22 protein-coding genes are annotated in these 23,591 nt (G+C 28.1%); 4 read left to right on the top strand and 18 right to left on the bottom strand.

Features of this window, described 5'->3' with window-relative positions; translation table 11 throughout:
- Nucleotides 1-200 precede the first annotated feature (200 nt).
- Entirely contained in the window at nucleotides 201-1,175 is a 975-nt protein-coding gene (locus tag LEBU_RS05980) for a hypothetical protein (protein ID WP_015769442.1), read from the top strand.
- Nucleotides 1,176-1,394: 219 nt separating this feature from the next.
- Here LEBU_RS05980 and LEBU_RS05975 read toward each other — a convergent pair whose 3' ends face one another.
- The 4 genes from LEBU_RS05975 to LEBU_RS05960 all read right to left on the bottom strand — a co-directional run bounded on the left by LEBU_RS05975 (nucleotide 1,395) and on the right by LEBU_RS05960 (nucleotide 8,121).
- Entirely contained in the window at nucleotides 1,395-4,667 is a 3,273-nt protein-coding gene (locus LEBU_RS05975) for a DUF3427 domain-containing protein (RefSeq protein ID WP_015769441.1), read from the bottom strand.
- A gap of 63 nt (nucleotides 4,668-4,730) precedes the next feature.
- Nucleotides 4,731-5,369 (bottom strand): 3'-5' exonuclease, encoded by a 639-nt coding sequence (locus tag LEBU_RS05970; protein ID WP_015769440.1) that lies wholly within the window; start codon nucleotides 5,367-5,369, stop codon nucleotides 4,731-4,733.
- Nucleotides 5,370-5,411: 42 nt separating this feature from the next.
- Nucleotides 5,412-7,208 (bottom strand): translation elongation factor 4, encoded by a 1,797-nt coding sequence (gene lepA, locus LEBU_RS05965; RefSeq protein ID WP_015769439.1) that lies wholly within the window; start codon nucleotides 7,206-7,208, stop codon nucleotides 5,412-5,414.
- A gap of 247 nt (nucleotides 7,209-7,455) precedes the next feature.
- Complete coding sequence (locus LEBU_RS05960; RefSeq protein ID WP_015769438.1) at nucleotides 7,456-8,121, bottom strand: YdcF family protein; 666 nt, start codon at nucleotides 8,119-8,121, stop codon at nucleotides 7,456-7,458.
- 269 nt (nucleotides 8,122-8,390) lie between these two features.
- On the opposite strand from LEBU_RS05960, the gene LEBU_RS05955 reads away from it, so the two are divergent.
- Nucleotides 8,391-9,359 (top strand): hypothetical protein, encoded by a 969-nt coding sequence (locus tag LEBU_RS05955; RefSeq protein WP_238974465.1) that lies wholly within the window; start codon nucleotides 8,391-8,393, stop codon nucleotides 9,357-9,359.
- A gap of 210 nt (nucleotides 9,360-9,569) precedes the next feature.
- A complete protein-coding gene (locus tag LEBU_RS12250; protein WP_338034392.1) occupies nucleotides 9,570-9,650 on the top strand; it encodes a hypothetical protein in 81 nt (26 codons plus the stop codon).
- A 121-nt stretch (nucleotides 9,651-9,771) separates the two neighbouring features.
- On the opposite strand, the gene LEBU_RS05945 is transcribed toward LEBU_RS12250, so the two are convergent.
- The 4 genes from LEBU_RS05945 to LEBU_RS05930 form a co-directional block, all read right to left on the bottom strand.
- Nucleotides 9,772-11,667 carry an ABC transporter ATP-binding protein gene (locus LEBU_RS05945; protein WP_015769435.1) on the bottom strand — a complete coding sequence of 632 codons (1,896 nt, stop codon included), beginning with the start codon at nucleotides 11,665-11,667 and terminating at the stop codon, nucleotides 9,772-9,774.
- Complete coding sequence (locus tag LEBU_RS05940; protein WP_015769434.1) at nucleotides 11,667-13,406, bottom strand: ABC transporter ATP-binding protein; 1,740 nt, start codon at nucleotides 13,404-13,406, stop codon at nucleotides 11,667-11,669. The genes LEBU_RS05945 and LEBU_RS05940 overlap by 1 nt, the downstream gene beginning before the upstream one ends.
- A 131-nt stretch (nucleotides 13,407-13,537) precedes the next feature.
- On the bottom strand, nucleotides 13,538-14,275 hold the full coding sequence (locus LEBU_RS05935) for an esterase family protein (protein ID WP_015769433.1): 738 nt from the start codon (nucleotides 14,273-14,275) through the stop codon (nucleotides 13,538-13,540).
- Between the two features lie 24 nt (nucleotides 14,276-14,299).
- Nucleotides 14,300-15,505, bottom strand: a complete 1,206-nt coding sequence (locus tag LEBU_RS05930; protein WP_015769432.1) for an ATP-grasp domain-containing protein — start codon at nucleotides 15,503-15,505, stop codon at nucleotides 14,300-14,302.
- 230 nt (nucleotides 15,506-15,735) lie between these two features.
- Here LEBU_RS05930 and LEBU_RS05925 point away from each other — a divergent pair, with 230 nt between their 5' ends.
- Nucleotides 15,736-16,332 carry a DUF5362 family protein gene (locus tag LEBU_RS05925; protein WP_015769431.1) on the top strand — a complete coding sequence of 199 codons (597 nt, stop codon included), beginning with the start codon at nucleotides 15,736-15,738 and terminating at the stop codon, nucleotides 16,330-16,332.
- 103 nt (nucleotides 16,333-16,435) lie between these two features.
- Here LEBU_RS05925 and LEBU_RS05920 read toward each other — a convergent pair whose 3' ends face one another.
- The 10 genes from LEBU_RS05920 to LEBU_RS05885 form a co-directional block, all read right to left on the bottom strand.
- Complete coding sequence (locus LEBU_RS05920) at nucleotides 16,436-17,353, bottom strand: cell division protein FtsZ (protein WP_015769430.1); 918 nt, start codon at nucleotides 17,351-17,353, stop codon at nucleotides 16,436-16,438.
- Between the two features lie 240 nt (nucleotides 17,354-17,593).
- Entirely contained in the window at nucleotides 17,594-17,803 is a 210-nt protein-coding gene (gene yidD / locus LEBU_RS05915; protein WP_015769429.1) for a membrane protein insertion efficiency factor YidD, read from the bottom strand.
- A 25-nt stretch (nucleotides 17,804-17,828) separates the two neighbouring features.
- Nucleotides 17,829-18,224 carry a YARHG domain-containing protein gene (locus LEBU_RS05910; protein WP_157859512.1) on the bottom strand — a complete coding sequence of 132 codons (396 nt, stop codon included), beginning with the start codon at nucleotides 18,222-18,224 and terminating at the stop codon, nucleotides 17,829-17,831.
- 206 nt (nucleotides 18,225-18,430) lie between these two features.
- Nucleotides 18,431-19,030: a hypothetical protein gene (locus LEBU_RS12010; protein ID WP_203415689.1), complete on the bottom strand. Its 600-nt coding sequence runs from the start codon at nucleotides 19,028-19,030 to the stop codon at nucleotides 18,431-18,433.
- A 235-nt stretch (nucleotides 19,031-19,265) separates the two neighbouring features.
- Nucleotides 19,266-19,466 carry a hypothetical protein gene (locus LEBU_RS12005; RefSeq protein ID WP_203415688.1) on the bottom strand — a complete coding sequence of 67 codons (201 nt, stop codon included), beginning with the start codon at nucleotides 19,464-19,466 and terminating at the stop codon, nucleotides 19,266-19,268.
- A 12-nt stretch (nucleotides 19,467-19,478) separates the two neighbouring features.
- Nucleotides 19,479-19,748, bottom strand: coding sequence for a YkgJ family cysteine cluster protein (locus LEBU_RS05900; RefSeq protein ID WP_015769427.1), 270 nt, complete (start codon nucleotides 19,746-19,748; stop codon nucleotides 19,479-19,481).
- Nucleotides 19,748-21,310, bottom strand: a complete 1,563-nt coding sequence (locus tag LEBU_RS05895) for a hypothetical protein (protein ID WP_015769426.1) — start codon at nucleotides 21,308-21,310, stop codon at nucleotides 19,748-19,750. The genes LEBU_RS05900 and LEBU_RS05895 overlap by 1 nt, the downstream gene beginning before the upstream one ends.
- Nucleotides 21,311-21,547: 237 nt before the next feature.
- Nucleotides 21,548-22,450, bottom strand: a complete 903-nt coding sequence (locus LEBU_RS05890; protein WP_015769425.1) for an HPr family phosphocarrier protein — start codon at nucleotides 22,448-22,450, stop codon at nucleotides 21,548-21,550.
- A gap of 285 nt (nucleotides 22,451-22,735) precedes the next feature.
- Nucleotides 22,736-22,885 carry a hypothetical protein gene (locus LEBU_RS11875; RefSeq protein ID WP_157859511.1) on the bottom strand — a complete coding sequence of 50 codons (150 nt, stop codon included), beginning with the start codon at nucleotides 22,883-22,885 and terminating at the stop codon, nucleotides 22,736-22,738.
- A 140-nt stretch (nucleotides 22,886-23,025) separates the two neighbouring features.
- On the bottom strand, nucleotides 23,026-23,583 hold the full coding sequence (locus tag LEBU_RS05885) for a hypothetical protein (RefSeq protein ID WP_015769424.1): 558 nt from the start codon (nucleotides 23,581-23,583) through the stop codon (nucleotides 23,026-23,028).
- Nucleotides 23,584-23,591: the final 8 nt, after the last annotated feature.

Raw genomic sequence — 23,591 nt, 5'->3', positions numbered from 1 at the left:
ATTATACCATATTTTTGGGATAATAAAAGTGTTTTTTATTCAATTTATAAAAACCTTTTAAATGTTAAATTTACGTGGCTAGAAACATATTAAAGGAAGAATTAATAATAAAATTTTCTGAATTAATTACATTTTTAATTTTTTGTTTCGTATGGTATACTTAATTTAAGTTAAATTTAAAAAGAAAGCAGGTGTCAACAATGAAATTGCCTAAAATATTTAAATATTTTAAGATTAAAAGAAAAGAAAGTATAGAAAAACTAGTTGATGATGAACAATTAAAAATAAAATTTATTTATCCTGAAGATGAAGAAATAGCAAAAATTGTTGAAAATGAAGTTTTGAAGCATAAAACTCTTAAACAAATTCTGAAAATAAAAAATGAGTTAGAAGATATTTTAAATGAAAACATAAAACCAGGTCCTTTTGAGTATGATTTGGTAGGACATGACTGCACTGGCACATATTATTATGAAAATATTTGGTTTATAGATTTGCTCTCAACAATTTATGAATATACAGATGAAAATAAAAGAGCTAAAAGAAAGATATGCTGTGAAGCAATTTTAAGTGATTTTTATTATTTTGGAGTAACTTTTCCTGATAAAGTTTATGCAGATAAATTTAACTATATCAAAAATATTTCCGACGAATTATATGAGAAAGCCCTTTTAGAAGAACAAAGATTAAAAAAGAAATTATACAAATTTTCCAATGAATATTTAGAAGAAATAAATAATAAAAAATTACAAGAATTTATAAATTTTGAAATTTTAAAACATAAAAATGAATATAAAAAAGAAGAAATTATAGAACTTGAAAGCACGTTAAATCAAATAATTTATAACATAGACAACGAATCCGAAGAAGAAGATACAAACATTATTAAAAACAAAATCATTAATTTTATTGGAAATAGCAAAATATTTTCATACCAAAGTAAAAATATTTGGATTATAGAACTGGTAATAAAAATTTTAGAAAATTATTCCCAAGATTTAGCCAAATATAGAGCATTATTTTGTATGGAACTTTTAAATCAATTATATCTTTTTGAAATTGAAGATTTAAACGAGTTAAATAAAACTGAGTTTGAAATGATACGAAAAAAATTATATCAGTATTACAGATTTTATGACAAATTAAGGATGGAACGAAATAAAAAATTTTTGTAAATCAATTTATTAACAATTGTATAAATTAATTCTTCTAAAGTATCAGGCAAATAGAATGTAGCTGGATTGGGATATTTTACATCATCTCCCTGTCACAGGCTTCTTATATTTTATCTGTTTATTTCTTCTCTTATAACTTTATATTTAATTCATTTCTTATATTTTCTTATTATCTTATTATCAAAACAAAAAAATAACGTTATATCTCTATCTCTTCATTTAATCCAAATTATACAATTCATATATCAGTTCCTGTGGTATTTTCTGTTTTAATTTCCACAAAATTCTCATTGGCTTATCTCCAGAACTTCTATAATAATCAGCTTTCCCCAAATAAATAAACGGATTAGTTTTATTCCCATCCATAAATGCAAATTTTCTTATAAAAATATGCACATTATATCCCAATTCCTTATGGTTAATAAACATTTTTCCCACACTTGAAGTATGAGCAGTTTTAGGCTGGCTTATCCACTGAATTATATCATCTGCAAAAAGAGAATTATCATATTTTAAATTTTCCTGCAAAATATGAGTCTTATCAATTGTTGCAAAAAGGCAAATATCCTTGTCTGTATTCGCATAGCCTGCTCTCCAGCTTCCTTTTGGTACTTTGGAATCCAGCAAAATTTGGAGTTCTATTCTTTTATATTTTTTATACGGAATCAGAATATTCTCATTGAATATCGATAAATTATTATTTTTCTTAAATTCTGACAATCCTAAATATAGTAATTCTTTTAGACGAATCTTGAAATTATAATTTGAATTTTGAGAATTATCTAAATTTATAAGTTTTAAGTTTATTTCATTGTTATTATCAATTTTATTTATATTTTGAAATATTTTTTTGCAAGTTTCAGAAATTTTGAATAAATCATTATTTTTGGAGTTTTGTTCTAAAATTTTATCTTCAACTAATTCTTTAAATATGCGGCTTATTACATATTTTTTTTGAAAATCGTTTTTGATATTGAAATAATTTTTATATTCATTAATAATAATTTCTGAAGTTATAAAATCATTTTTTATCAAATAATTTATAATTAAATACGTAAATGGCTCTACAAGCGTCAATTTTTTTTCTAAATATGCCAGAAATTCAATTTCTTTTGAATTTAAAGATATTTTATTCATTTTTAGAATTTCAGGATTTTCAAATTGTAATTGTGCATTATAAAATGAGCCTAATTTTAAGGATAATTCTTGAAATAATTCGATATTTGTATCAAAATCACTTACTTTTAAAATTTCATTTTCAGATTTGCCAATTTCTTCTTTATAATCTAAATACAAGTCTTTTAAAATATTTTTAGAACTGAAGTTGATTTTTTCGATTTTTTCAATAATACGATTTTGACAAACTCTATCTAGTTCTACATAGCATGATTTTGGAATATTTGAAAATTGATTTTTTATTTCGTTTATTATTTTTTCTTTTTTAGTAAATAAAGTATCCTTGTTGTCAACTTCGTTTGAAAAATAATTTATTAGCAAATAATCTTTCTTATGATTTCCAATAAAATCAATAATTGTAACAAAATCTTTATTTTCAGCCTTTCTTAATCCTCTTCCAATTTGCTGTATAAAAATCGTTGAGGACATTGTAGGACGTAAAAATAGCAGTAAATTAATTGTTGGAATGTCAATTCCTTCGTTTAAAATATCTACTACACATAAAATTTCAATTTTTTTATTTTTAAATTTGTCTAAAATTTCTGCTCTATCATTTGAGCTTATATTTGCTGTGATTACAGCGGATTTATAACCTTTTTTTGTAAATTCTTCTTTCATGAAAGAAGCATGCTCTATATTTTGGCAAAATGCGACAGCACTTAATTCATTGCCATCAAAACCAAATCTATTGATTTTTTCGACAATATAATCCGTACGTGTGTTCAACAATAAATTTTCCAATAATATTTTTTCATTGTATTTCCCGTTTTTATAAGGAATATTATCATAATTAATCGTATAATCATTTACTCCAAAATAATGAAAAGGCACAATCAAGTCCTCTTCCAAAGCCTCTTTTATTCCAATTTCATCAACAACATTATAGTCACAAAGTGACAGAATATCTTTGCCATCCATACGTTTCGGAGTTGCTGTCAAACCTAGCAAAAATTTACTCTGAAAATATGATAGCGTCTTTAAATAACTGTCTGACATTGAATGATGAAATTCGTCAACTATGATATAATCAAAGAAATTATGTTTAAATTCATTGTAACAATTTCTTAATGATTGAATAGAAGCAAAAATCATGCTTTTATTAATTTCTTTTAAGCCACCGTAAATTCTTCCAAATTTATTTTTATCAATTTTAAGAATTCTCGAAAAGACATTCATTGCATTTTCCAGCAACTCTTCACGATGAGCGATAAATAAAAATTTTATATTTGAAATTTTGGACTTTTTTTCATTTATTTCAAATAATTTATTTTTATTGTTAGAATTAATTTCAAAAAACTGTTTTATATCCATTGCAGCAAGGTAAGTTTTTCCCGTACCAGTTGCAGAGATTACAAGGCCCTTTTTATTTCCATTTTCTCTTGTTTCCTTCAACTTTTCCAAAACTCTTTTTTGCATGCTGTTTGGAATAAACTCATCTTTTTGTTTTATTTTTGTTTTTCTATAATCAAATGTATTTTGTGTGTTTATAGATTTTTTATATTTTTCATATTCATCAATAAAATCTTCTGTCAATTCTATCGCTTCATTGCTGTGCCACAATTTCTCAAATTGATTTAATGATTTTTCATAAATATTAAAAAAACTGCTATCTGTCAGTTTCACATTCCATTCTTCTGCTGAATATAAAGCACTTTGGCTAATATTAGACGAGCCGATTATGACACTATGATATTTTTCCTTTTCAAACAAATATGCTTTTGTGTGAAAACTCTCGCTTGAATTATTGTAAATCTTTACTTTTATATTTTCATACGACAAAAGTTTTCTTAACGCCTTTGAGTCAGTAATATTTAGATAAACAGATGTTATAATTTCCCCTTGAATGCCTTGTTTTTCAAGTTCATCTAAAGTACTTATTAAAAGCTGTATACCTGAGTATTTTATAAAACTTACTATAAAATAGAATTTTTTACAGTTTAATAATTCCTGTTTTAAATAAATAAAAAAATTACGAAACTTTACTTTTTCGTTTATAATTAATTCATTTATGTTTCCAATTATATCGCTATTTTTTCGTTTTAGCGGTAACTCAAAGTGAAAATCAGTATTTTGAATTTTTATTTTTTCTGATTTATCTGTAAATACCTGATTTAATAAATACAACTGTTTTTCAGTAAATTCAATAACTTTTTGATAATCATTTTTTCCAATAAAACCAGAAATTTTTTCTGAAAAAGTTTCCAAAATTTCAAATTCCAAATTTTCCTTGTATTCAGTTATTTCTAAAAAATTATTATTTTTTTCTTCTGTATTTATTAAATTATTTGGCTCAGATTTTTTGACTAAAATACTCATTTTCACTCCATTTATTTTACTTTAATTATATTTTTTGACTTTACATAAATATTTTTTCAAAAATTATTCTTTTTCTAAAAATTCTAAAATTCGCTTATTTCCGGTCTTATGCTTCATCATCTTGAAGAAAATTCTAAACATTATAAGAACATCGTAATAACTGCCGTGCAGCTGGCTTTCTTCAAATGGGATATTATAATAATTGGCACATTCCATAAGTTTTGGCCATTTGTAATTTCCGTACGAAGAACCGTTTACTTTGACGATGTCTATATTTGTTAGCATTGTGTCAAATTGATTTTGCAAAGGAAAATCTACGAAACTTCTGTCAAATTTTATGTTATGGGCGACAAAATGGCTTGTATCCTGACAAAACAAAAAGAAATTATCCATATCTTCCTTAAAAGTCAAAGGATATTCGATTCCTGTATTTTGAATAATGCTCTTCCTTTCGCTTAAAATTACATCATCTGTCAAGCCGTTTACACTGACTGCCCCTTCATTTAACTCTTCGCCTTCATTTCTGAAATAAAACCTGTTAAATTCAGACACTTTTTTCCATTTATTTTTTTCTTCTCCAGTATTTTCAGAATTATAATTCACTTTTATTGCAGACATTGACAAAACTGAACTTCCCTGAAATCCATTTGTTTCCACATCAAAAAATATTATATTCTTATTTATTTTTTTTTCTTTGTTCACTTTTTTCTCTTTTCCTTATATTTTTACACAAGATATAAAAAATTAATCATTTAATTTTAATACTGATAAAAACGCCTCTTGCGGTATTTCTACATTTCCGATTGCCTTCATACGTTTTTTACCTTCTTTTTGTTTTTCTAATAATTTTTTCTTACGTGTAATATCTCCACCATAACATTTTGCAAGTACGTTCTTTCTAAGTGCCTTAATTGTTTCCCTTGCAATTATTTTTGTACCTAATGCAGCCTGCAATGGTATTTCAAACTGCTGTCTTGGAATTACATCTTTTAATTTTTCAACGATTGCACGCCCTCTGTAATAGGCATTATCTTTATGGGCAATGAATGAAAATGCATCTACTGGATTTCCACTTACCAAAATATCAACTTTTACCAAATCCGATTCCTTGTATCCAATCATCTCATATTCAAACGAAGCGTAACCTTTTGTACGTGATTTTAATTTATCGTAAAAATCAATTACTATTTCTGCAAGTGGCAAATCGTAACTTATCATTGTACGAGTTTCATCAAGGTAATTCATATTAAGGAAGTTGCCTCTTTTTTCCTGACAAAGCTCCATTACGTTTCCTACATAATCCTTTGGAACAATGATTGTACCCTTTACATAAGGTTCCTCAATATACTTTTTCCCTTCTGGAAATTCTGCTGGATTGTCAATTACTACCATTTCTCCTTGTTCAGGCGTTACATGATATTTAACAGATGGTGCTGTTGAAATCAAATCAATGTTAAATTCACGACGCAATCTTTCTACAACTATTTCCATGTGCAAAAGCCCTAAAAATCCACATCTGAATCCAAATCCCAACGCAAGTGAAGTCTCTGGGGCATAAGATAACGAAGCATCATTTAACTGCAATTTTTCCAATGCTTCCCTCAAATCTTCATAATCATCTGTTGAAACTGGATAAATTCCCGCAAAAACCATACTTAGTGCAGGACGGTATCCTTCAAGTGCCATACTTGTTGGATTTTTCACATGCGTAACTGTATCCCCAACTTGTGTATCCTTGATTGACTTAATTCCAGTAATAATATATCCGACTGAGCCAACTGTCAATTCATCAACTTCCTTCATTTTAGGTGAGAAAATCCCAACTTCCAGTACGTCAAATTCCTTTTCGGTAGACATAATCTTAATTCTGTCTCCTTTTGCAATTTTCCCTTCAATTATTCTAATGTACGTTATAACTCCTCTAAAATCATCATAATGTGAGTCAAAAATTAACGCCTTCAAAGGACTGTCAATTTCTCCTTTAGGTGCTGGAATATGTTCGATAATTGCCTCCAATAAGTCCTCTATTCCGAATCCAGTTTTTCCAGAAACAAGAACAGCGTCATCTGCTGGAAGTCCAATAACTTCTTCTATTTCCAACTTAACCTTGTCAGGATCCGCAGATGGTAAGTCAATTTTATTTATTACAGGCAATATTTCCAAATCATTTTCCAAAGCCAAATACACGTTTGCCAACGTCTGTGCCTCAATTCCCTGTGCAGCATCAACTACAAGCAAGGCCCCGTCACAAGCTGCAAGCGATCTTGACACTTCGTAAATAAAGTCAACGTGTCCTGGAGTATCAATTAAATTCAACTCATAAGTTTCCCCATTTCGAGCCTTATATTTTAACGTAACCGCCTGTGCCTTAATCGTTATCCCTTTTTCTCTTTCTAAATCCATGCTATCCAACAGCTGATCTACCATTTCCCTTTGTGTTACAGTTCCTGTCTGCTCCAAAAGCCTGTCCGCAATAGTGGATTTTCCATGATCAATATGTGCTATTATCGAAAAATTTCTTTTATTTTTTTGATCCAACATTTATATTGTTTCCTCCGTTTACTCGTCTATTATCTTTTTTGTTATATTTTTAAAATGAGTAACTATTCTATCCGAACCTAGTTACTCAGCAATATGTATATTATATAATAATTTTACATTTTTTCATAGTCTTTGTGAAAAATATTTTATCAAAATTCAGCTATTTTTTATATTATATTCCAATTTCTCTGAAAATCATTTTAAAATTAAAAATAAAAATTATACTTTTATCACTTAAATTATAAATTTATTTAACTTTTAACTGATTTTCAGATTGAAAAATAAAATAATTTACATTTGACAAAAATTCTCTAAAATATGATTTTGGTATGGAAATAAGCGGTGTTTTTGCTGGAAGTCCGTAAATTTCATAATTTTCGTTGTCAAACCCAACTTTTCTAGCAATATTTTTAGAACGGAAAACATGATAATCATTCGTTACAATCAATACTTTTATTTTTTGATTTTTTTTATTATTATTTAAAATATTTTTACTATTTTCAATATTTTTTATCTTCTCAAGACTAAATCTAAAATTCTCAACAGTATTCTTAGATTTATCTTCCAAAACGATTCTATCCTCACTAATTCCATTTTTCAAAAGTTCCCTTTTTATCGCCAATCCTTCTGCCACATTTTCATTTTTCCCTTGTCCACCAGTTGCAATAACCTTGACTTCTGGATTTTTCTTTAAATACTCCGTTGCAGCTTTTATCCTTTCCATAAGTGATTTAGTCGGCTTTTCTCCTTTTACTCTTGCTCCCAGTATTATTACATAATCTACTTTTTTATTTTCATTTACGGATTTTCTATCATTTATATATTCTTTTATTATGAAATATTGTACAAAGCAAAATAAAAAAATAAATATGATGATAGAAATTTTTATTAATGTTATAATTGTATTCTTCATAAATTTTCGATTTTAAAAGTATCCTTTCTTAAAATAAAGGCTGTTCCATTTCTGAAACAACCACTATAAAATAATTATTCTTTCACGATAGTTGTAAAATCACTCCAGTCCTCAACTTTAAAAGCTCTTTTAAATATTTTACAACAATATTTTAGTACATTTTACCATAATTGTCAATTTTTTGTTTTTATTTTTTATTGATGTTTTATTTAAAAAATATTATAATAAATTATATAAAAACTATTGAAATATTTAAAAAAGGGGAAAAGATGAAAATGAGAATCAAAAAAATAAAAGATAATTTTTATGAAGAGTTAGGGATGAGTAAATATGATTTTTTTAATAATTTAGTAAATGAAATAGGAAATTTTCCATATGTAGTTTCAAATATATACGAAGATAATTCAACAAAAACTACAATAGTTGAAGATCAGGGTATGTATATTAATAATGGCTGGAATGAAACCGATGAAACAGCATTATATATTTCTGAGTGTAATTCTGATAGTGAAATTAGAGTTTATTATGGTTATGAAGAACTTTTTTCTTATTTTTTAATTTACTATTTTGAAAATATCGTTGATTATGCTAACTTAATAAGTTTTGTTGAACAAGAATTGCATAATTATATAGAATATATGGAAAAATTTAAAAATTTTAGAATAAATGTTGATTTAGAGAATTTATTTAAAAGAGATAAATTAAGAAATTTCTTGTTAAAATATAACGAGAAAGCAAATAAATATAATTTGGAGTTTATTAATTATTATACAAAATATATAAATTATTGGGATATTAATATAAAAAAGAAATTTTTTTCTTGTCTTCTTGGAAAAGATAGATTAAAAGAATTTATGCTTAATAAAAAGAGAGTTTTTAGAATAAATGGAGTTGATTATTTTCAAATTGAAGAAAAAGAAAAATATTCTGAAATATATAGAATAGAAATAGAAAATGATATTAAAATAGAATATTATTCAAAAGATTTAGAATATGAAAGTTTTGGAAATGTTGGCTTTTTATACAAAGAAAAAAATTTTGATATTGAAAATAAAAGTTTAAAAGGTAAGGAATTAAATTTTGAACGATATAGAGATAATAGGGATGAAATGAATGTTGAGATAATTTCTAAAGAAATTTTTTTTAAAGAACTTGAAATTATTGTTAATGCTTATGAAGATATTTATAATGATAATGAAATTCAGAAAATGTTTGAAACCTTTAAAGAAAATTTTTAAATAAACATAAATTATCTTACAAAAAAGGATAGATGGCATTCTCAGATGAAAAGTGGAAAAGGGCAAGTTCATGATTTAATCGAGGTCGATGATGAATAAATTATGGATCGATGATGGTTGGGCAGATTATTTATATTGGCAATCTCAAGATAAAAATTGGCAATCTCAAGATAAAAATTGGCAATCTCAAGATAAAAATTTAGCCGAAGAATTGACGAAACTAACAGGCTTATCTATGCCATTGATGAAAATGGGGTTTTATGGATAATTTCCTGTAGAGGACATTATTAAAATTGTTTTTTGTTGATTAAAAAGAGTGGATAATACCACTCTTTTATTTTAAGTATTTTAATAAATACTTTAGTTTCATAAATATTGCTTTATTAACACAATTAAAATTAAATCATTTAATTTACTGATTTTCAAATCCGCCTGTATAAAGCTGATAATAAGTTCCTTTTTGTGCAATCAGTTCATCGTGATTTCCACGTTCAATAATTTTCCCTTGATCAAGTACCATTATCACATCGGAATTTTTGATAGTTGAAAGCCTGTGGGCGATTACAAATACTGTTCTTCCCACCATCAACTTATCCATTCCTTCCTGCACGATTTTTTCCGTTCTTGTATCAATGCTTGAAGTTGCTTCATCCAGAATTAAAACTGGCGGATCGGCGATTGCAGCTCTTGCTATTGACAATAATTGCCGCTGTCCTTGTGAAAGGCTCGAACCGTCACCGCTTAAATAAGTGTTATAGCCTTGTGGCAAGTGTTTTATAAAATGATCGGCATTGGCAAGTTTTGCGGCTGCATACACTTCTTCATCTGTTGCATCAAGTTTTCCATATCTGATGTTGTCGGTAACTGTTCCAGAAAATAAGTGTGTGTCCTGTAATACAATTCCAAGCGATTCTCTTAAATCCTGTTTTTTTATTTTTTCAATGTTAATTCCATCATATCGGATTTTTCCAGAGTTAATATCGTAAAATCTGTTAATTAAGTTTGTAATTGTAGTTTTTCCAGCTCCTGTTGCACCAACGAAGGCAATTTTTTCTCCCGGCTTTGCATAAAGATTGATATTGTGAAGTATTGTCTTTTCATCATTATATCCAAATGTTACATCTTCAAAAACAACATCTCCCATTAGTCTTTCATAAGAAATCATTCCGTCAGAATGCGGATATTTCCAAGCCCATGCACCTGTGTGCTTTTCAGTTTCTGTAATGTTTCCATTTTCATCAATATTTGCGTTTACAAGAGTTACATAGCCGTTATCTTGTTCAGGTGTCTGATCTAGCAGGTTAAATACCCTTTGAGCTCCAGCCGATGCCAATATTACTGATGTTAATTGCTGTGCAATTTGTGAAACAGGCTGGTTTATTACTTTTATAAACTGCAAAAATGATACAAGCCCTCCGATTGTAAAGCCTGCAATATTATTAAACACGATTATTGAACCAAGAACTGCTGTAAGCACGAAGTTTATATTTCCAAGATTTCCAACAGCAGGGCCTAGAATGTTTGCAAATTTCATCGCATTGTTCGCCCTGTTAAATAATGCCGTATTTAGCTTATTAAAACGTTCATCAGCCTTTTTCTCATACGAAAATACTTTTACAACTTTCAGTCCTTCTATCATTTCTTCCACATATCCATTTACAATACCAATATTTTTTTGCTGTGCAGTATAGTTCTTTGAGCTTTTGGAAGAAATAGTCTTTGTTGTGATAATCATAATTATAATCATTATTACTACAAAAATTGTTAGCGGGATATTTAAGATGAACATTGAAATAAGAACACTTATAATTGTAATAATCGAAGATATTACCTGTGACAAGCTTTCTACCAGCATATTTCTTAAAGCGTCAATATCACTTGAATAGACGCTCATTATATCTCCGTGTGCATTTGTATCAAAATACTTTATAGGAAGTGATTCCATGTGTATAAACACGTCATCCCTTAATCTTTTCAATGTCCCCTGTGCAACGTAAATCATAAATATCTCATAAATATACGTACAAATAACAGCTCCACCATATACGACTGCCATTTTTAAAATTAGGCTCACAAGCTCATTAATAAAATTAGGATTATTTTTACCAATGTTAGGAATAATGATTCCATCAATCAATTGTTTTGAATACATTGTCCCAATAACCATTCCAAATGAGCTCAAACAAATAAATACAATAACAAATAGCGTCTGTATTTTATAATGCTTAAACATGTATCCTAATAACCGGATTAATCCTTTTAGCTGATTTCGTGATTGCGAATTTTCAGTTTTTTTATTTTTACTCATTACTTATCACTCCCTTCTGTCTGGGATTCATAAACTTCACGATATACCTTGCTTGTTTTAAGCAATTCATCGTGTGTCCCTGCCGCTGTGATAATTCCATCTTCCAGAACTAATATTTTATCAGAATCTTTTATTGATGATACTCTTTGACCAATAATAATTTTTGTAATGTGTGGCAATTCATTTTTGAAGGCTTCCCTTATTAATTTGTCTGTTTTTGTATCAACTGCGCTTGTAGAATCATCTAAAATTAATATTTTAGGAGATTTTAGCAAGGCTCTGGCAATACATAGCCTTTGTCTTTGCCCTCCAGACACATTTGCTCCACCGCGTTCAATACGAGTGTCGTATTTTTTAGGAAATTTCTGAATAAATTCATCAGCTTGTGCCAATTTGCAGGCATGTTCCATTTCCTCATCAGTTGCATTTTTATTTCCCCAACGTAAATTATCCTTTATAGTTCCTGAAAACAGCACATTTTTTTGAAGAACCATCGCTACATTGTCCCTAAGCGTCTTTATATCATAATCCTTTACGTTCACTCCACCGACTAGAAGTTCCCCATCCAGAGCATCATACAATCTTGGAATCAACTGAACAAGAGCCGATTTTGCACTTCCAGTTTCCCCAATAATTCCAACAGTTTCTCCAGACTTTATTTCCAGATTTATTTTTGTCAAATTCAGAACATCAGGATTGTTGCTGTAACTGAAATTAACGTTTTTAAACACGATTGAACCATCTTTTACCTCTGTTATCCCATTTTCAGGATTTTTAATGCTTGGCTCCTCATCTAGAACCATCACAATTCTATCTCCAGATGCTCTTGAAAACACAATATTTACAAGCATCATTGCAAGCATAAGAAGACTCATAAGAATATTGGTTGTATAAGCAAAAAGACTTGTAAGCTGCCCAGTCGTCAGCTCATTTACAACAATCATCTTTGCTCCAAACCATGAAAGCAGTAAAATACACCCAAATACCGTTATCTGCATTACAGGAGACACAAATATTATAATTTTTTCCCCTTTTAAAAGCATATTTTTCAAACTTTCAGTAGCCTTCTTAAATTTATTAGTTTCATATTTCTCACGGATATACGCTTTTACAACTCGAATACCGTTTATATTTTCCTGAAGGCTAGAATTTATATCATCATATTTTCTGATTGCAGCTGTAAAAATTGGATGTACCTTAAAAATAACAAAGGCTAAAAAACTTCCTAAAAACAAAACTGCAACAATAAATATCATCGATAATTTTGGATTTATCATAAAAGACATAAATATTGCCACGCACATCATAAGCGGAGCCCTTACAAATCCTCTGATTAACATTTGAAATGAATTCTGAATGTTATTAACATCTGTCGTAAATCTTGTAATCAGTCCAGCTGTAGAAAATTTATCAATATTAGTGAATGAAAAGGACTGTATCTTAGAAAATAAATCCTTTCTCAGATTTTTAGCAAATCCAGCTGAAGCATAAGAAGCATATTTACTGGCCTGTATTCCACATAACAACGACAACATAGCCACTCCAAATGTTGCAAGTCCCATTATAACAATAAACTTCATATCTCCCTTACCATCATTTCCATTCAGTCCGCTGTCAATAATTACAGCCATAAGTGTTGGAATAAGCATCTCAAAAACAACTTCTATTCCAATAAATATTGGTGAAATTAACGCACTTTTTTTATACTCTCCAAGATGGGAAAATAGTTTTTTTAACATATAAATAAACACCTCTCTTTATTATAAACTTTATTATAAAAATTTAAAAGCACGAAACTTATTGAAGAAATAAATACTTATCCTCATTAATAAATTTCAGTGCTTTTTATTTGTTAGTATAATTAAATAAATTAAATATCTAAATGTTCCATAAAATATCTTATCTGTATTCTCCACCAATCCCAATCATGAGCTACATCGTAACCCCAGAAATCATTCCATGCTGGAACCTCTTTTTTATAAAGGATGTCTGCAAGTTCTCTGTTACTCGGAAGAAGTTCTCCTTCCCAAGCTCCTTGTCCAATGCACACTATGATATTTTTCTGTCTGTAAATATCAAGATAAGGATGATCCCATGGCATATTTCTTAAAAAGTCAACAACAGAATTGTTATAAACAAGATCATCTTTGTAATCTCCAAAAAACATTGCTGCATCAAACATTCCACTTAAGGAAATCAATGTGTCAAATAAGTCGGGCCTTCTAAAAAATGCGATTCCCGCATGAGCTCCTCCCATGCTACACCCTGTAACAATAATGTCACTTCTCCAGGAAATATCCTGTATTCTCGGTACAAATTCATTTGTAATATAATTAAAATACTTTTCCTGCATTTCTATTCTATGTCTTGGATTTCCATAAACATCCGACCAGCTCTCAGTATCAACACTTCCAACACAGAACAATTGCAGTCTCCCCTGTTCAATATAATCTGACAGCACATTTACCATTCCAAATTCTTCATACTGGTTACAAGTTCCATCTTGTGAAGGAAAAACTAAAACAGGCTTTCCTGAATGTCCGTACCTTATGAATTCCATCTCTCTTCCCAGATTATGGCTATATTCTTTTCTGTATTCTACTTGCATTCTTTCTCCTTGATTTTATTATTTTTATTCTTCAGTTTTCTCATGTACAAAGTTTATAAATTCATCCATTTCTTCTTTTGTGGCAAATTTCGCTGTATACATATAATTCCCCATAGCTTCTGAAAAAATATCCGGCATTCTTTCATCCATTACAATTGCATTTCCATATTTTTGCTTAATTTCATCATGTGAATGTACATAATTTTTGTTATCACGACGGCTGGCATAAACACAGTAATTTTTTTCTATATTCTCATTTAATTCAGCTTTTTCGATTTTGTCAAAAGCAATCATGTCAGCCCAAATTTGATAAACATCAGTATTATTGGCATAATTATACATATCAGGTGTATATCCGCCTGCAGGACGCATATTTGCCTCGAGTCCAATGTAATCTCCTTTTTTTCCAAGTCCTTTTTTATTATTTTGAAGTTTAAAAAATTCTAGATGTATAAATCTGCTTTTTATTCCAAAGCCTTTAACTGCTCGTCTTCCAGCTTCCAGTAATTGTTCGGGCATTTCTTTTTCTACATAATAAAATACATCTAGTCCTTTGTTTACAACATCCATAATTGCAGGCTCAACTATTCCAGTTTCAAAAATAGGTTCACCTTTTGAATCAATGATTGCATCATAAGATACAAGTTCACCTTCAACGTATTCTTCCATAATATATTTTATATCTTTATTACGATTTTCAAAAAATTCCTTTAACTCATTTTCATCTTTAATTCTTTGCGTATCGCTCGCACCTACACCATTATCAGGCTTAGTAATAACTGGATACCCAACTTTTTCAATAAATTTTTTAGCTTTTGCAAGCGTTGTAACCAACGAATAGTCACAAAACGGTACGTCAGCTTTCTTATATGCTTTTTTCATTTTTGATTTTTCTTTAATGTTTGCAACTTTATCAGCTTTTATTCCTGTTGTAATATTAAAGTCTGAACGAAGTTTAGCATCCTGTACAAGCCAATATTCATTATTTGATTCAAGCCAGTCTATTTTCCCATATTTGTGAGTAAAAAAAGCGACTGCTTTCAAAACTTCATCATAATTTTCAAGACTGGAAACTTTGTAATATTCAGTCAAACTCTCCTTTAATCTTTGATCTAACATATCATATTCCACGTCCGCAATTCCTAACACAGTAATCCCATTTTGTTTCAATCTGTTACAAAATTCAGTATTAGTTTTCGGAAATTGTGGTGAAATATAAATAAAATTCATAATATTCATCTCCTTCTATTATTTAAGTTGTTTAATGTCATTATTTTTGATAAAAAAATAGTATACATACTATTATAACATAATTTTTTACAAAATGTAAATATTATTATTTTCTCAACATATGTTAATATTACAGGTATTCAAATAAAACTTCTTGTTAATTTTACATTTTGAAAACTTAGTAATTTATGTTATAATACATTAAAAAATAAATGGAGGTTTTTATTTTTATGGATTTTGAATTTGAGAATGATAAAAATGAGAAGAATGAAATTACAGTAGCTGAACAAGAAAATACATCAGAAGAAATAAATAAAATTACAGACAATTTTTTTAAAGAAAATTACACATCTTCATCAGTTAATGAAAATTTTAATACTAATAATGCTAACTTTGACAATAGTAATTTAAGTAATCCAGATAACAGTGATTTCAATAATTTTAATAGTTTTAATCCAACTAATGCATTTAATGGTTCGATTAATTTAACATTGGATGGAACTACAGTAAAGAATATGAAATTCATTTCAACTGCTATGAAAATTTTTTCAGTTTTAGGAATAATTTCAGGTGTCTTTCAATTAATTGTTTTTCTCATTGGAATTTTCACTATTATAATATCAATAAAATTCTTTAAGGCTGCAACTTTTTTAGAAGAAGCTATTTATACAAAAGATGAAAATAAATTAAAATTGTATTTTAGTGAACAAGTAAAAGGCTTCAAACTTTATATAATTTTTATTATTGTTAGTATAGCTCTAACTGCTATTTTTTATGCAATATTTATTATAATGGCTCTTCTAGGAGCTGCTGCATCAAGTGTTTAATAATTGAGAAAAGAATAGAAAAAATAACTGCAGATAAAATAAAAAGAATCCCTTATTTTGTACTAAATAAAGGGATTTTTTATAATTATTTTTGTCAATCTATCTAAACACTTGAAATTACAACTGTCTTTATTTCTCCTGTTTCATCATAAGTTTGATTAAATATGACACCCCACACTAGATTGACATTTTTATCTTTTACAATATTTGAAATTTTTTCTGTTATTATTCCTATATCTGATAATGAAACACTGTGTCCAGCAGTAAAACTTATTAAAACCTTTTTAGCATTTTCTAGCTTTCCTTCAAACAAATTATTTTTCATTAACTGTTCAATTATATTATCTACCGCCCTATCTCCCTTACCTTTCCCTACACGAATAATTGTATCTTTGGAATTATTCAGTACTGACTTCACATCCAGAAAATCAATATTCATAAACCCAACTTCCGTAAGAATATTTACAATACTTTCAATACCTTCCTTTATAATCTCGTTAACTTTAGCATAAGCTACTTCAAGTGGTTCTTTCCTGTCTATATGATTATATAATTTTTCGTTTGGAATTATTATAAGGCTATTTGTATTCTTTTCAATTTTTTTTATTCCAATATTTGCAATTTTCAAAGTTTCAAATCCTTCCAAATAAAATGGACGTGCAATAATACTTATTGTAAAAATTCTTAACTTTTTTGCGATTTCAAGAATAACTGGCGTTATTCCACTTCCTGCAGCTCCACCAATTCCAGAAATTAAAAATAGAATATCTGTTCCCTTTAACAAATCATAAAACTGTCTTTCACATTGAAATGCTACTCTCTCAGCCAATTCCCTTTGACATTTGGGGACTCCAGTATCTAAGAATATCTTCTTTTGAGCCCGACTTGCATTAGAATTTTCACTATCTGTGTCAATTGTTATATACTCTACATTTTTTACTTTTGAAGTTATCATAAAATTAACAAAATTTATCCCCATCCCGCCAATTCCAATAACTTTCATATTCATTTTATCTTCCATACCAAAATCCCACTCTTGCAAATACAAATTATTGCAATTCTCCCTTCTATTGAAAATATTTAATTTTGAAATTAACTTTTTGTTTATAGGTATATTTTAGCAGATTAAAAGGCTATTTGTCTATTATTTTTAAGAAAATATTTGAATTTTGATTATTTTACCTAATTATTTAATATTAAAATTCATAAATAAAAAAGGTATCTTAGAATTTTAAAATACCTATACAATTATTAATAAATTTTATTTTAATGGATCATTTCCACCCTTACTAAATGGATGACATCGTAATATTCTCTTAAATCCGAGAAAACTACCCTTAAAAAATCCATACTTTTCTATTGCTTGTCTAGTGTATTCTGAACAAGTTGGTGTAAATACACACATCTTAGGCAAGTATTTTCGTGAGATTTTTTGGTATATCTTAATTAAAAAAATTGAAAACTTTTTCATATTATGATTCCTTTATAAACTTTCTTTAATTTTCTTCATATTTTTGAACTGCTTTCAAAAATCTTTTTTCTTTTATATTTAATGAAATATCATTCTGATTATCTATATATGGGTTGTACCAAGATTTTTGCTCAAAATATTCCTTTAACCCAGCTTTTTGAATCCTAAATCCTTTTTCTGCAAAAACCATATTTCTAAGTATTCTTAAATCTGCTTTTGTGTAATTTGATAATGAAGAATCATCTCCGCTGTTTACTTCATTTATTAATTTATGTAAATCATCTAAATCTAAAGAATTATTGTAATTATTTTGAGTATTGTTGGTTACATTAGGATTAAAAGTTTCATTATTATTTTTAGTATAGAAACAATTTTTTATGCCCCCAATAATTAGTATTATAACAACTATAAAACAACCCACTTGGCATGTTTTATATTCAGATATAAAATACAAACTAATAATTACTAATATAATAAATACTACTCCTAAAGATTGTATAACAGGATTATCCCATCCTGGACTATAAATTGAGCCAGATTCGCTACAAGATAGCAATGTAAATAAAAAAAATTCCTAACATACAATTTTTTTTCATTTTAGTTTACCTTTCGTTAATTTTGATAATTTTACATTAGTCCTTTTTCAATAAGAGCTCTATTTGAATCAGAAATTAATCTCTCAGTTTCTTCTTTGTTAATTTTATTTAATTCTTTTTCATTATTGCTCTTTAAGACTAATTTAGTTTTTACCATATTATATAAAATACTTACAAGTAAAACTATATTTTCAGTCCAAATTTTTTCTTCTATTGTAAAATCAATCCAATTTGTCTTCTTTAAATCATATACTATATGTTTTAAATAGTTTAAATGATACTTGTAGACTGTCTCTATTTTATAGAGAGCATTATAAAATTTATCTGCAGTATTACTTAAATCATCTAAATAAAGGCTTATTTTTTCAATTTCTTTTTCTGCTTCTCTCATCTTAGCCCATGCTTCATCTGCTTTTTCTGAAAGACTATTTCCCGTAATAGAAAAAATAACCCCACCAACTAATAATCCAACTCCTAAAGTGGCTCCACCTAAAATAGCAGCTCCTAATGCCATACCACCTCCACCTGCAGCAAGTGCACCTCCTCCTAATGCCGCCAAAGTTGCATTAGTTGCTGCTGCTCCACTTAAAGTAGCAATTGCAGTTCCTGTTGAAGCTGTTCCTAACGCCATAACTGCAGCAGTCGTTGCTCCTGCAGCTGCAAATCCTCCCGCTGTTCCTAACGCTGCGCCACCAAGTCCACCAAGTAGTATTCCTGCTCCTATTGAGGCTTGTTTTAATTCTTGAGGGTTATATTTTGGAATACTAACTCCTTCTTTGTTATAAGAAGCAAATTCTGGTTTATTTTGTATCTTCTCAAAAACATTACTAAATTCATCAAAAGATTTTATAATTTCTAACTCTTTTTTACCTACCTAATTTATCCATTTGTTCAAGTGCAAATTTATTTTTTCCTTCTAATTTTTCCATATTTCTTTTATGTCTTTTATTAGCTAAATCCATAGTATCGTTTGCTTCTTTCATTTTAACAGCTCCATGAACTCCTGCTCCTACACCTGCTGCTCCAGCTAATGCTGCAGCTACTCCTATAATAATTGGTAATGGCATAGTAATCTCCTCCTATTTTGTTTTTTTATTTTTTTCTGCCTGTTCCTTTAATCTAATACATGCTTCACAATTAAGTCTATAATATTCTTTGATACTTATAGTGTCTTTAAAAAAAACTTCATAACTTTCATCAACTCTACATATTAATGGACGATTTTTATAAATACTACATAAATTTCCTACTAAATATTTACAAGTTCCATCTCCTCTATCTAATTCTAAATAAATTGGAGATTTGTCCAGATTTCTGCAACAATGTCCACAAACATCACATTCAAACATTATCTAAACACCAGTCTAGAATTTTTATCTTGCATAAAAGTATCGAAATCTCCATTCCAAGAAAGTTTTACTCCCATGGTATCAAGCATGTTTTTTAATAAATTATTTAATCTGGCCGGATCATTTTGTACATTTTCTATTTTTACTGCAAATTCATCATATTTTTTAACTTCTCTTTTAAATTCTTCTATACCAATATTCATAAGTTCTGCAGCATATGCTTCAAAATATTCTGCTTGCTGATAAAAATAATTGACATTATTTTCAAAAGTTGGAAGTTTATTTAAAAAATTAAATATTTTATTAATTTTCTCATTTCTATCAAGAAAATATAAAAGAGTACAACTCATAATACCTGTAACAAGTGTACCACAAAATGTTTGAATAATATCGCCTGCAACTGGTATTAATCCAATCGGAATTTTAGCAACTGCTTCATTTACTAATACACCAACAACAACACTTGCACCTATTGAAAGAATTTTTACAACTGCCCTCATTCTTTCTCCAAAAGGCAAATTATCAGGATTAATAAACAGTATTTTTGCTGCCTGCACAACAGATACCCAAGTTTGTCTAATAATTTTAACTATATTTTTGGCTGTAGTAAAAAATATATTACATAATGTAGTAGTAATACTTGAAATTGCTCCAGCAATGCTACCTTCCAAAAATTTAGAAAAAATTTCTTTATATTTTGTTTTAGCATTTTCAAATGCACGCTTTATAGAATTTCCAATCTTATCTAAAACTTCCTTTAAATCAAAATGATTATCAAAATTTTTAAATTCTTCTTTAACTGAAAACCATATTTCTGCAAATACAAAGCCTAAAGCCTGTCTAAATCCCATTTGAACACCCACAGTTGCCGCTGCTGAAGTTAAATCTTTTGAAAAACTGCTACTTGTGTAATATTCTCTTTTTATTTTATCATCGTAAATTTTTCGACTATTTTTATCTATATTTTTCATATTTTCTTTTTGAGAATCAGTATATTCATTACCATATTTTTCTAAAAACTTATCCATTGAATGCGCTTTTTTGGTACGGTTAGTTCTAGGATTAGTAGCATTTAAATTTTCATCTGAATTTGCAAGATCTGTTCCTTTAAGTCCCGATAAAACACGTCCACGATCTTGATGAATCTCTTTCGCCGAAATAATATGATCTAAATCACTTTTTCCATTATATCCGATATTTTTTCCTGTATATGAGTCATATAGTAATCCTTGTTCCTTCAATTTCTTAATTTCTTTGTTTTTATTTTTATAATTTTCATGATTATGATACTTATGTGAATCATAATTACTTTGATTGTTATATATTTCTTCGTTTTTACTATTTTTATACATCATTTGCTCGTCTTTTCCAATTTTACGAACATTTAAAACAGTATCAACATCACCACCATAACGATCATTTATTAAAAAATCTAATCCAAATGAAGTTATTAAACTTTCAACAATAACTCTTTCGTATTGTTTAAAAATACTATCCATTACATTTTCTTGCTTATCTGGAAAAAAATCTTTTCCTGTATTAAATACATACGAATTTTCCATATTTCTCCTTCACATTTAATAGAATTGAATTTTTTATTCAGAAAATATTTTTTTAATTTACATATTCATTCCCTTTATATGGTACATTTTCTTTTCAAATGATTTAATCATTTTAAATATTTTTAATACGTTTACAATTATATCTTAATTTCAAATATTTTTCAAGTTTTTTATTAACTTGTTTCAACAAAAATTCAAATTCACAGTTATTTATGTTTTTTATTTAAAATCCAATTTTTACCACCACCACTCTATCCTCGGCATCTCAAAATTTTTATCAAATTCCGTCAAAAACTCTTTATATGTAGGCACAATTATTTTCCCTGAATCCTCATATTTAAGTGTATTCTTTAATGAAACTATATATGCATTTCCAAGTTTTCTTGTTACTTGAGACATTATTGAACCTGGAACATTAAAATACACATAAGGAATCATTGATTCTGCTAATTTTTCTTCCAAATTATTTTTTTTCACATCTTCTTCTATAATATCTTTAATTCTCTTTTTTATAGCAGGAACTATTGTCCACATCGAATTATTAATTCTAAATTTCTTGTCAATTCGATAAACCATAACATCCCAAATTCTTTCAATTGAAGTTTTAATATCAAAGTCAGGTCCTGCCATCAAATCAAATGGATGAATAATATATCCTCCAATATTTATCCCAATACCTGGTTGAGTATTTCTACGGCTACACATTATTCTTTTTCCAATTGTAAGATTATCTTTGTTAGATGCGGCTTCTTCAACAATTTCTTTTAATTCCCTCTCTATTTCCTCTGGACTTTTGTTTCTATCCTTTTCCATTTCTTCCTGTTCTATTCTTTTCCAGTTTTTCTCCCAGTTTTTCCTATTTATAATTTCCTGCTTGTAGACTTCTTCTTCAACACCCAAAAGATTTGATACTGTTTCCAATGCTTCTTCCTCGTCAGATCCATCTGCATAAATAGTAATTTCTGAACCCATTTTAATTCCAAAACCGCTTAACATCAATGGCGATTTGTTTTTTATTTTTTTTCCATCATACTCAATTTCAATTTTACTTTCAAATTCTCGTGCTTTTCGCATAACCTCTGTAGCAAAATATATGTCTATTCCGTAGCGGTAATTAAAAATTATTGTTTTACTAACCATTTTTCCATCTCCTTTTCTTTCCTATTCAAAAAATTTATATTTTTCTATTCATCCTCTTCAAATCCTTTTTCTTTCTATCCCTAAACATCTCCTCAATCTCAATTTTATTCACAAATCCTTCCCTTTTTAAGAGTAATTTTTCATATGATTTCCCATTCTTTTATAATTATTTCTCAGTTGCTTTTTATCAATATTAACTGATTCTGATCAATTATACTGTCTCTAATCCTCCAATATTTTTATTTTTTTTCCTTGACTTCTAAGCCACATTTTAATTCCTTCTTCTCAATAAATTTCAGCCGAAATCGTATATTTTTTCACATTATTTTCCAAATTTTCTTCTTTCTTTATTTTCGCAGTTGGCAATCTATCCAGAAACACTTCTTTCAGCCCCGTGTATTCAAACTTCACCTTATGCAATTTTCCCGAATACATAAACTATATCCTTTTTTCTAAATTCTCCATCTTCTTAATAACTACTAAAAAATCATTTAAGAAGCACAAATGGAAGAAAAGGCATAAAGTATAACTTAATTATTTCAAGACAGAGAATATATAAACATTAGGATTAATGACTATAATTCCCAAATCTCTTTCCCATATTCAAACAGCCACCCCGGCGTAACATACTCTCTTTGTTCATCATATTTTTTTTGAATTTTATCTATCTTTTTATTTAAAATTTGATTATCTTTATAATAATTTTTTATAATGTATTTTAATATTTCAAAGCAAAAATGGGAGCAAATTGTTGTACTTTTATTAAAGCTCCCTTTTACATATTTCTCATTTCCAAATCCTAATCCGCCTATTGTAAAAACTTTCATATCTTTATCGTAATTATTGTTTTCAAAGTAATTTTCTATGTAATTTTGAATTTTGTAAAATTCTCCACTTGGAAATTTTATTTCAAAAATTTCTGCTCGATTTTCTGAATAAGTTCTTGTTTCCAGACGGTCAGGCAAATACCATTTCATTTTACCACTTTTGTTTAAAGTTTCAGAATAATCATAAACAGTGTTCCCGACGATTAATTCACAATGGACAAAGTCTGATTTTGTTACATTCTTTATAATTTTTTCTACAATATTTTTATCATTTCCACGACAAAATGAAATAAATATTCGCTCCATTTTTATTT

The sequence above is a fragment of the Leptotrichia buccalis C-1013-b genome (assembly GCF_000023905.1).
GTDB lineage: Bacteria > Fusobacteriota > Fusobacteriia > Fusobacteriales > Leptotrichiaceae > Leptotrichia > Leptotrichia buccalis.
The sequence above is the reverse complement of the archived record's forward strand: the minus strand, read 5'-3'. Positions and strand labels throughout refer to the sequence as shown.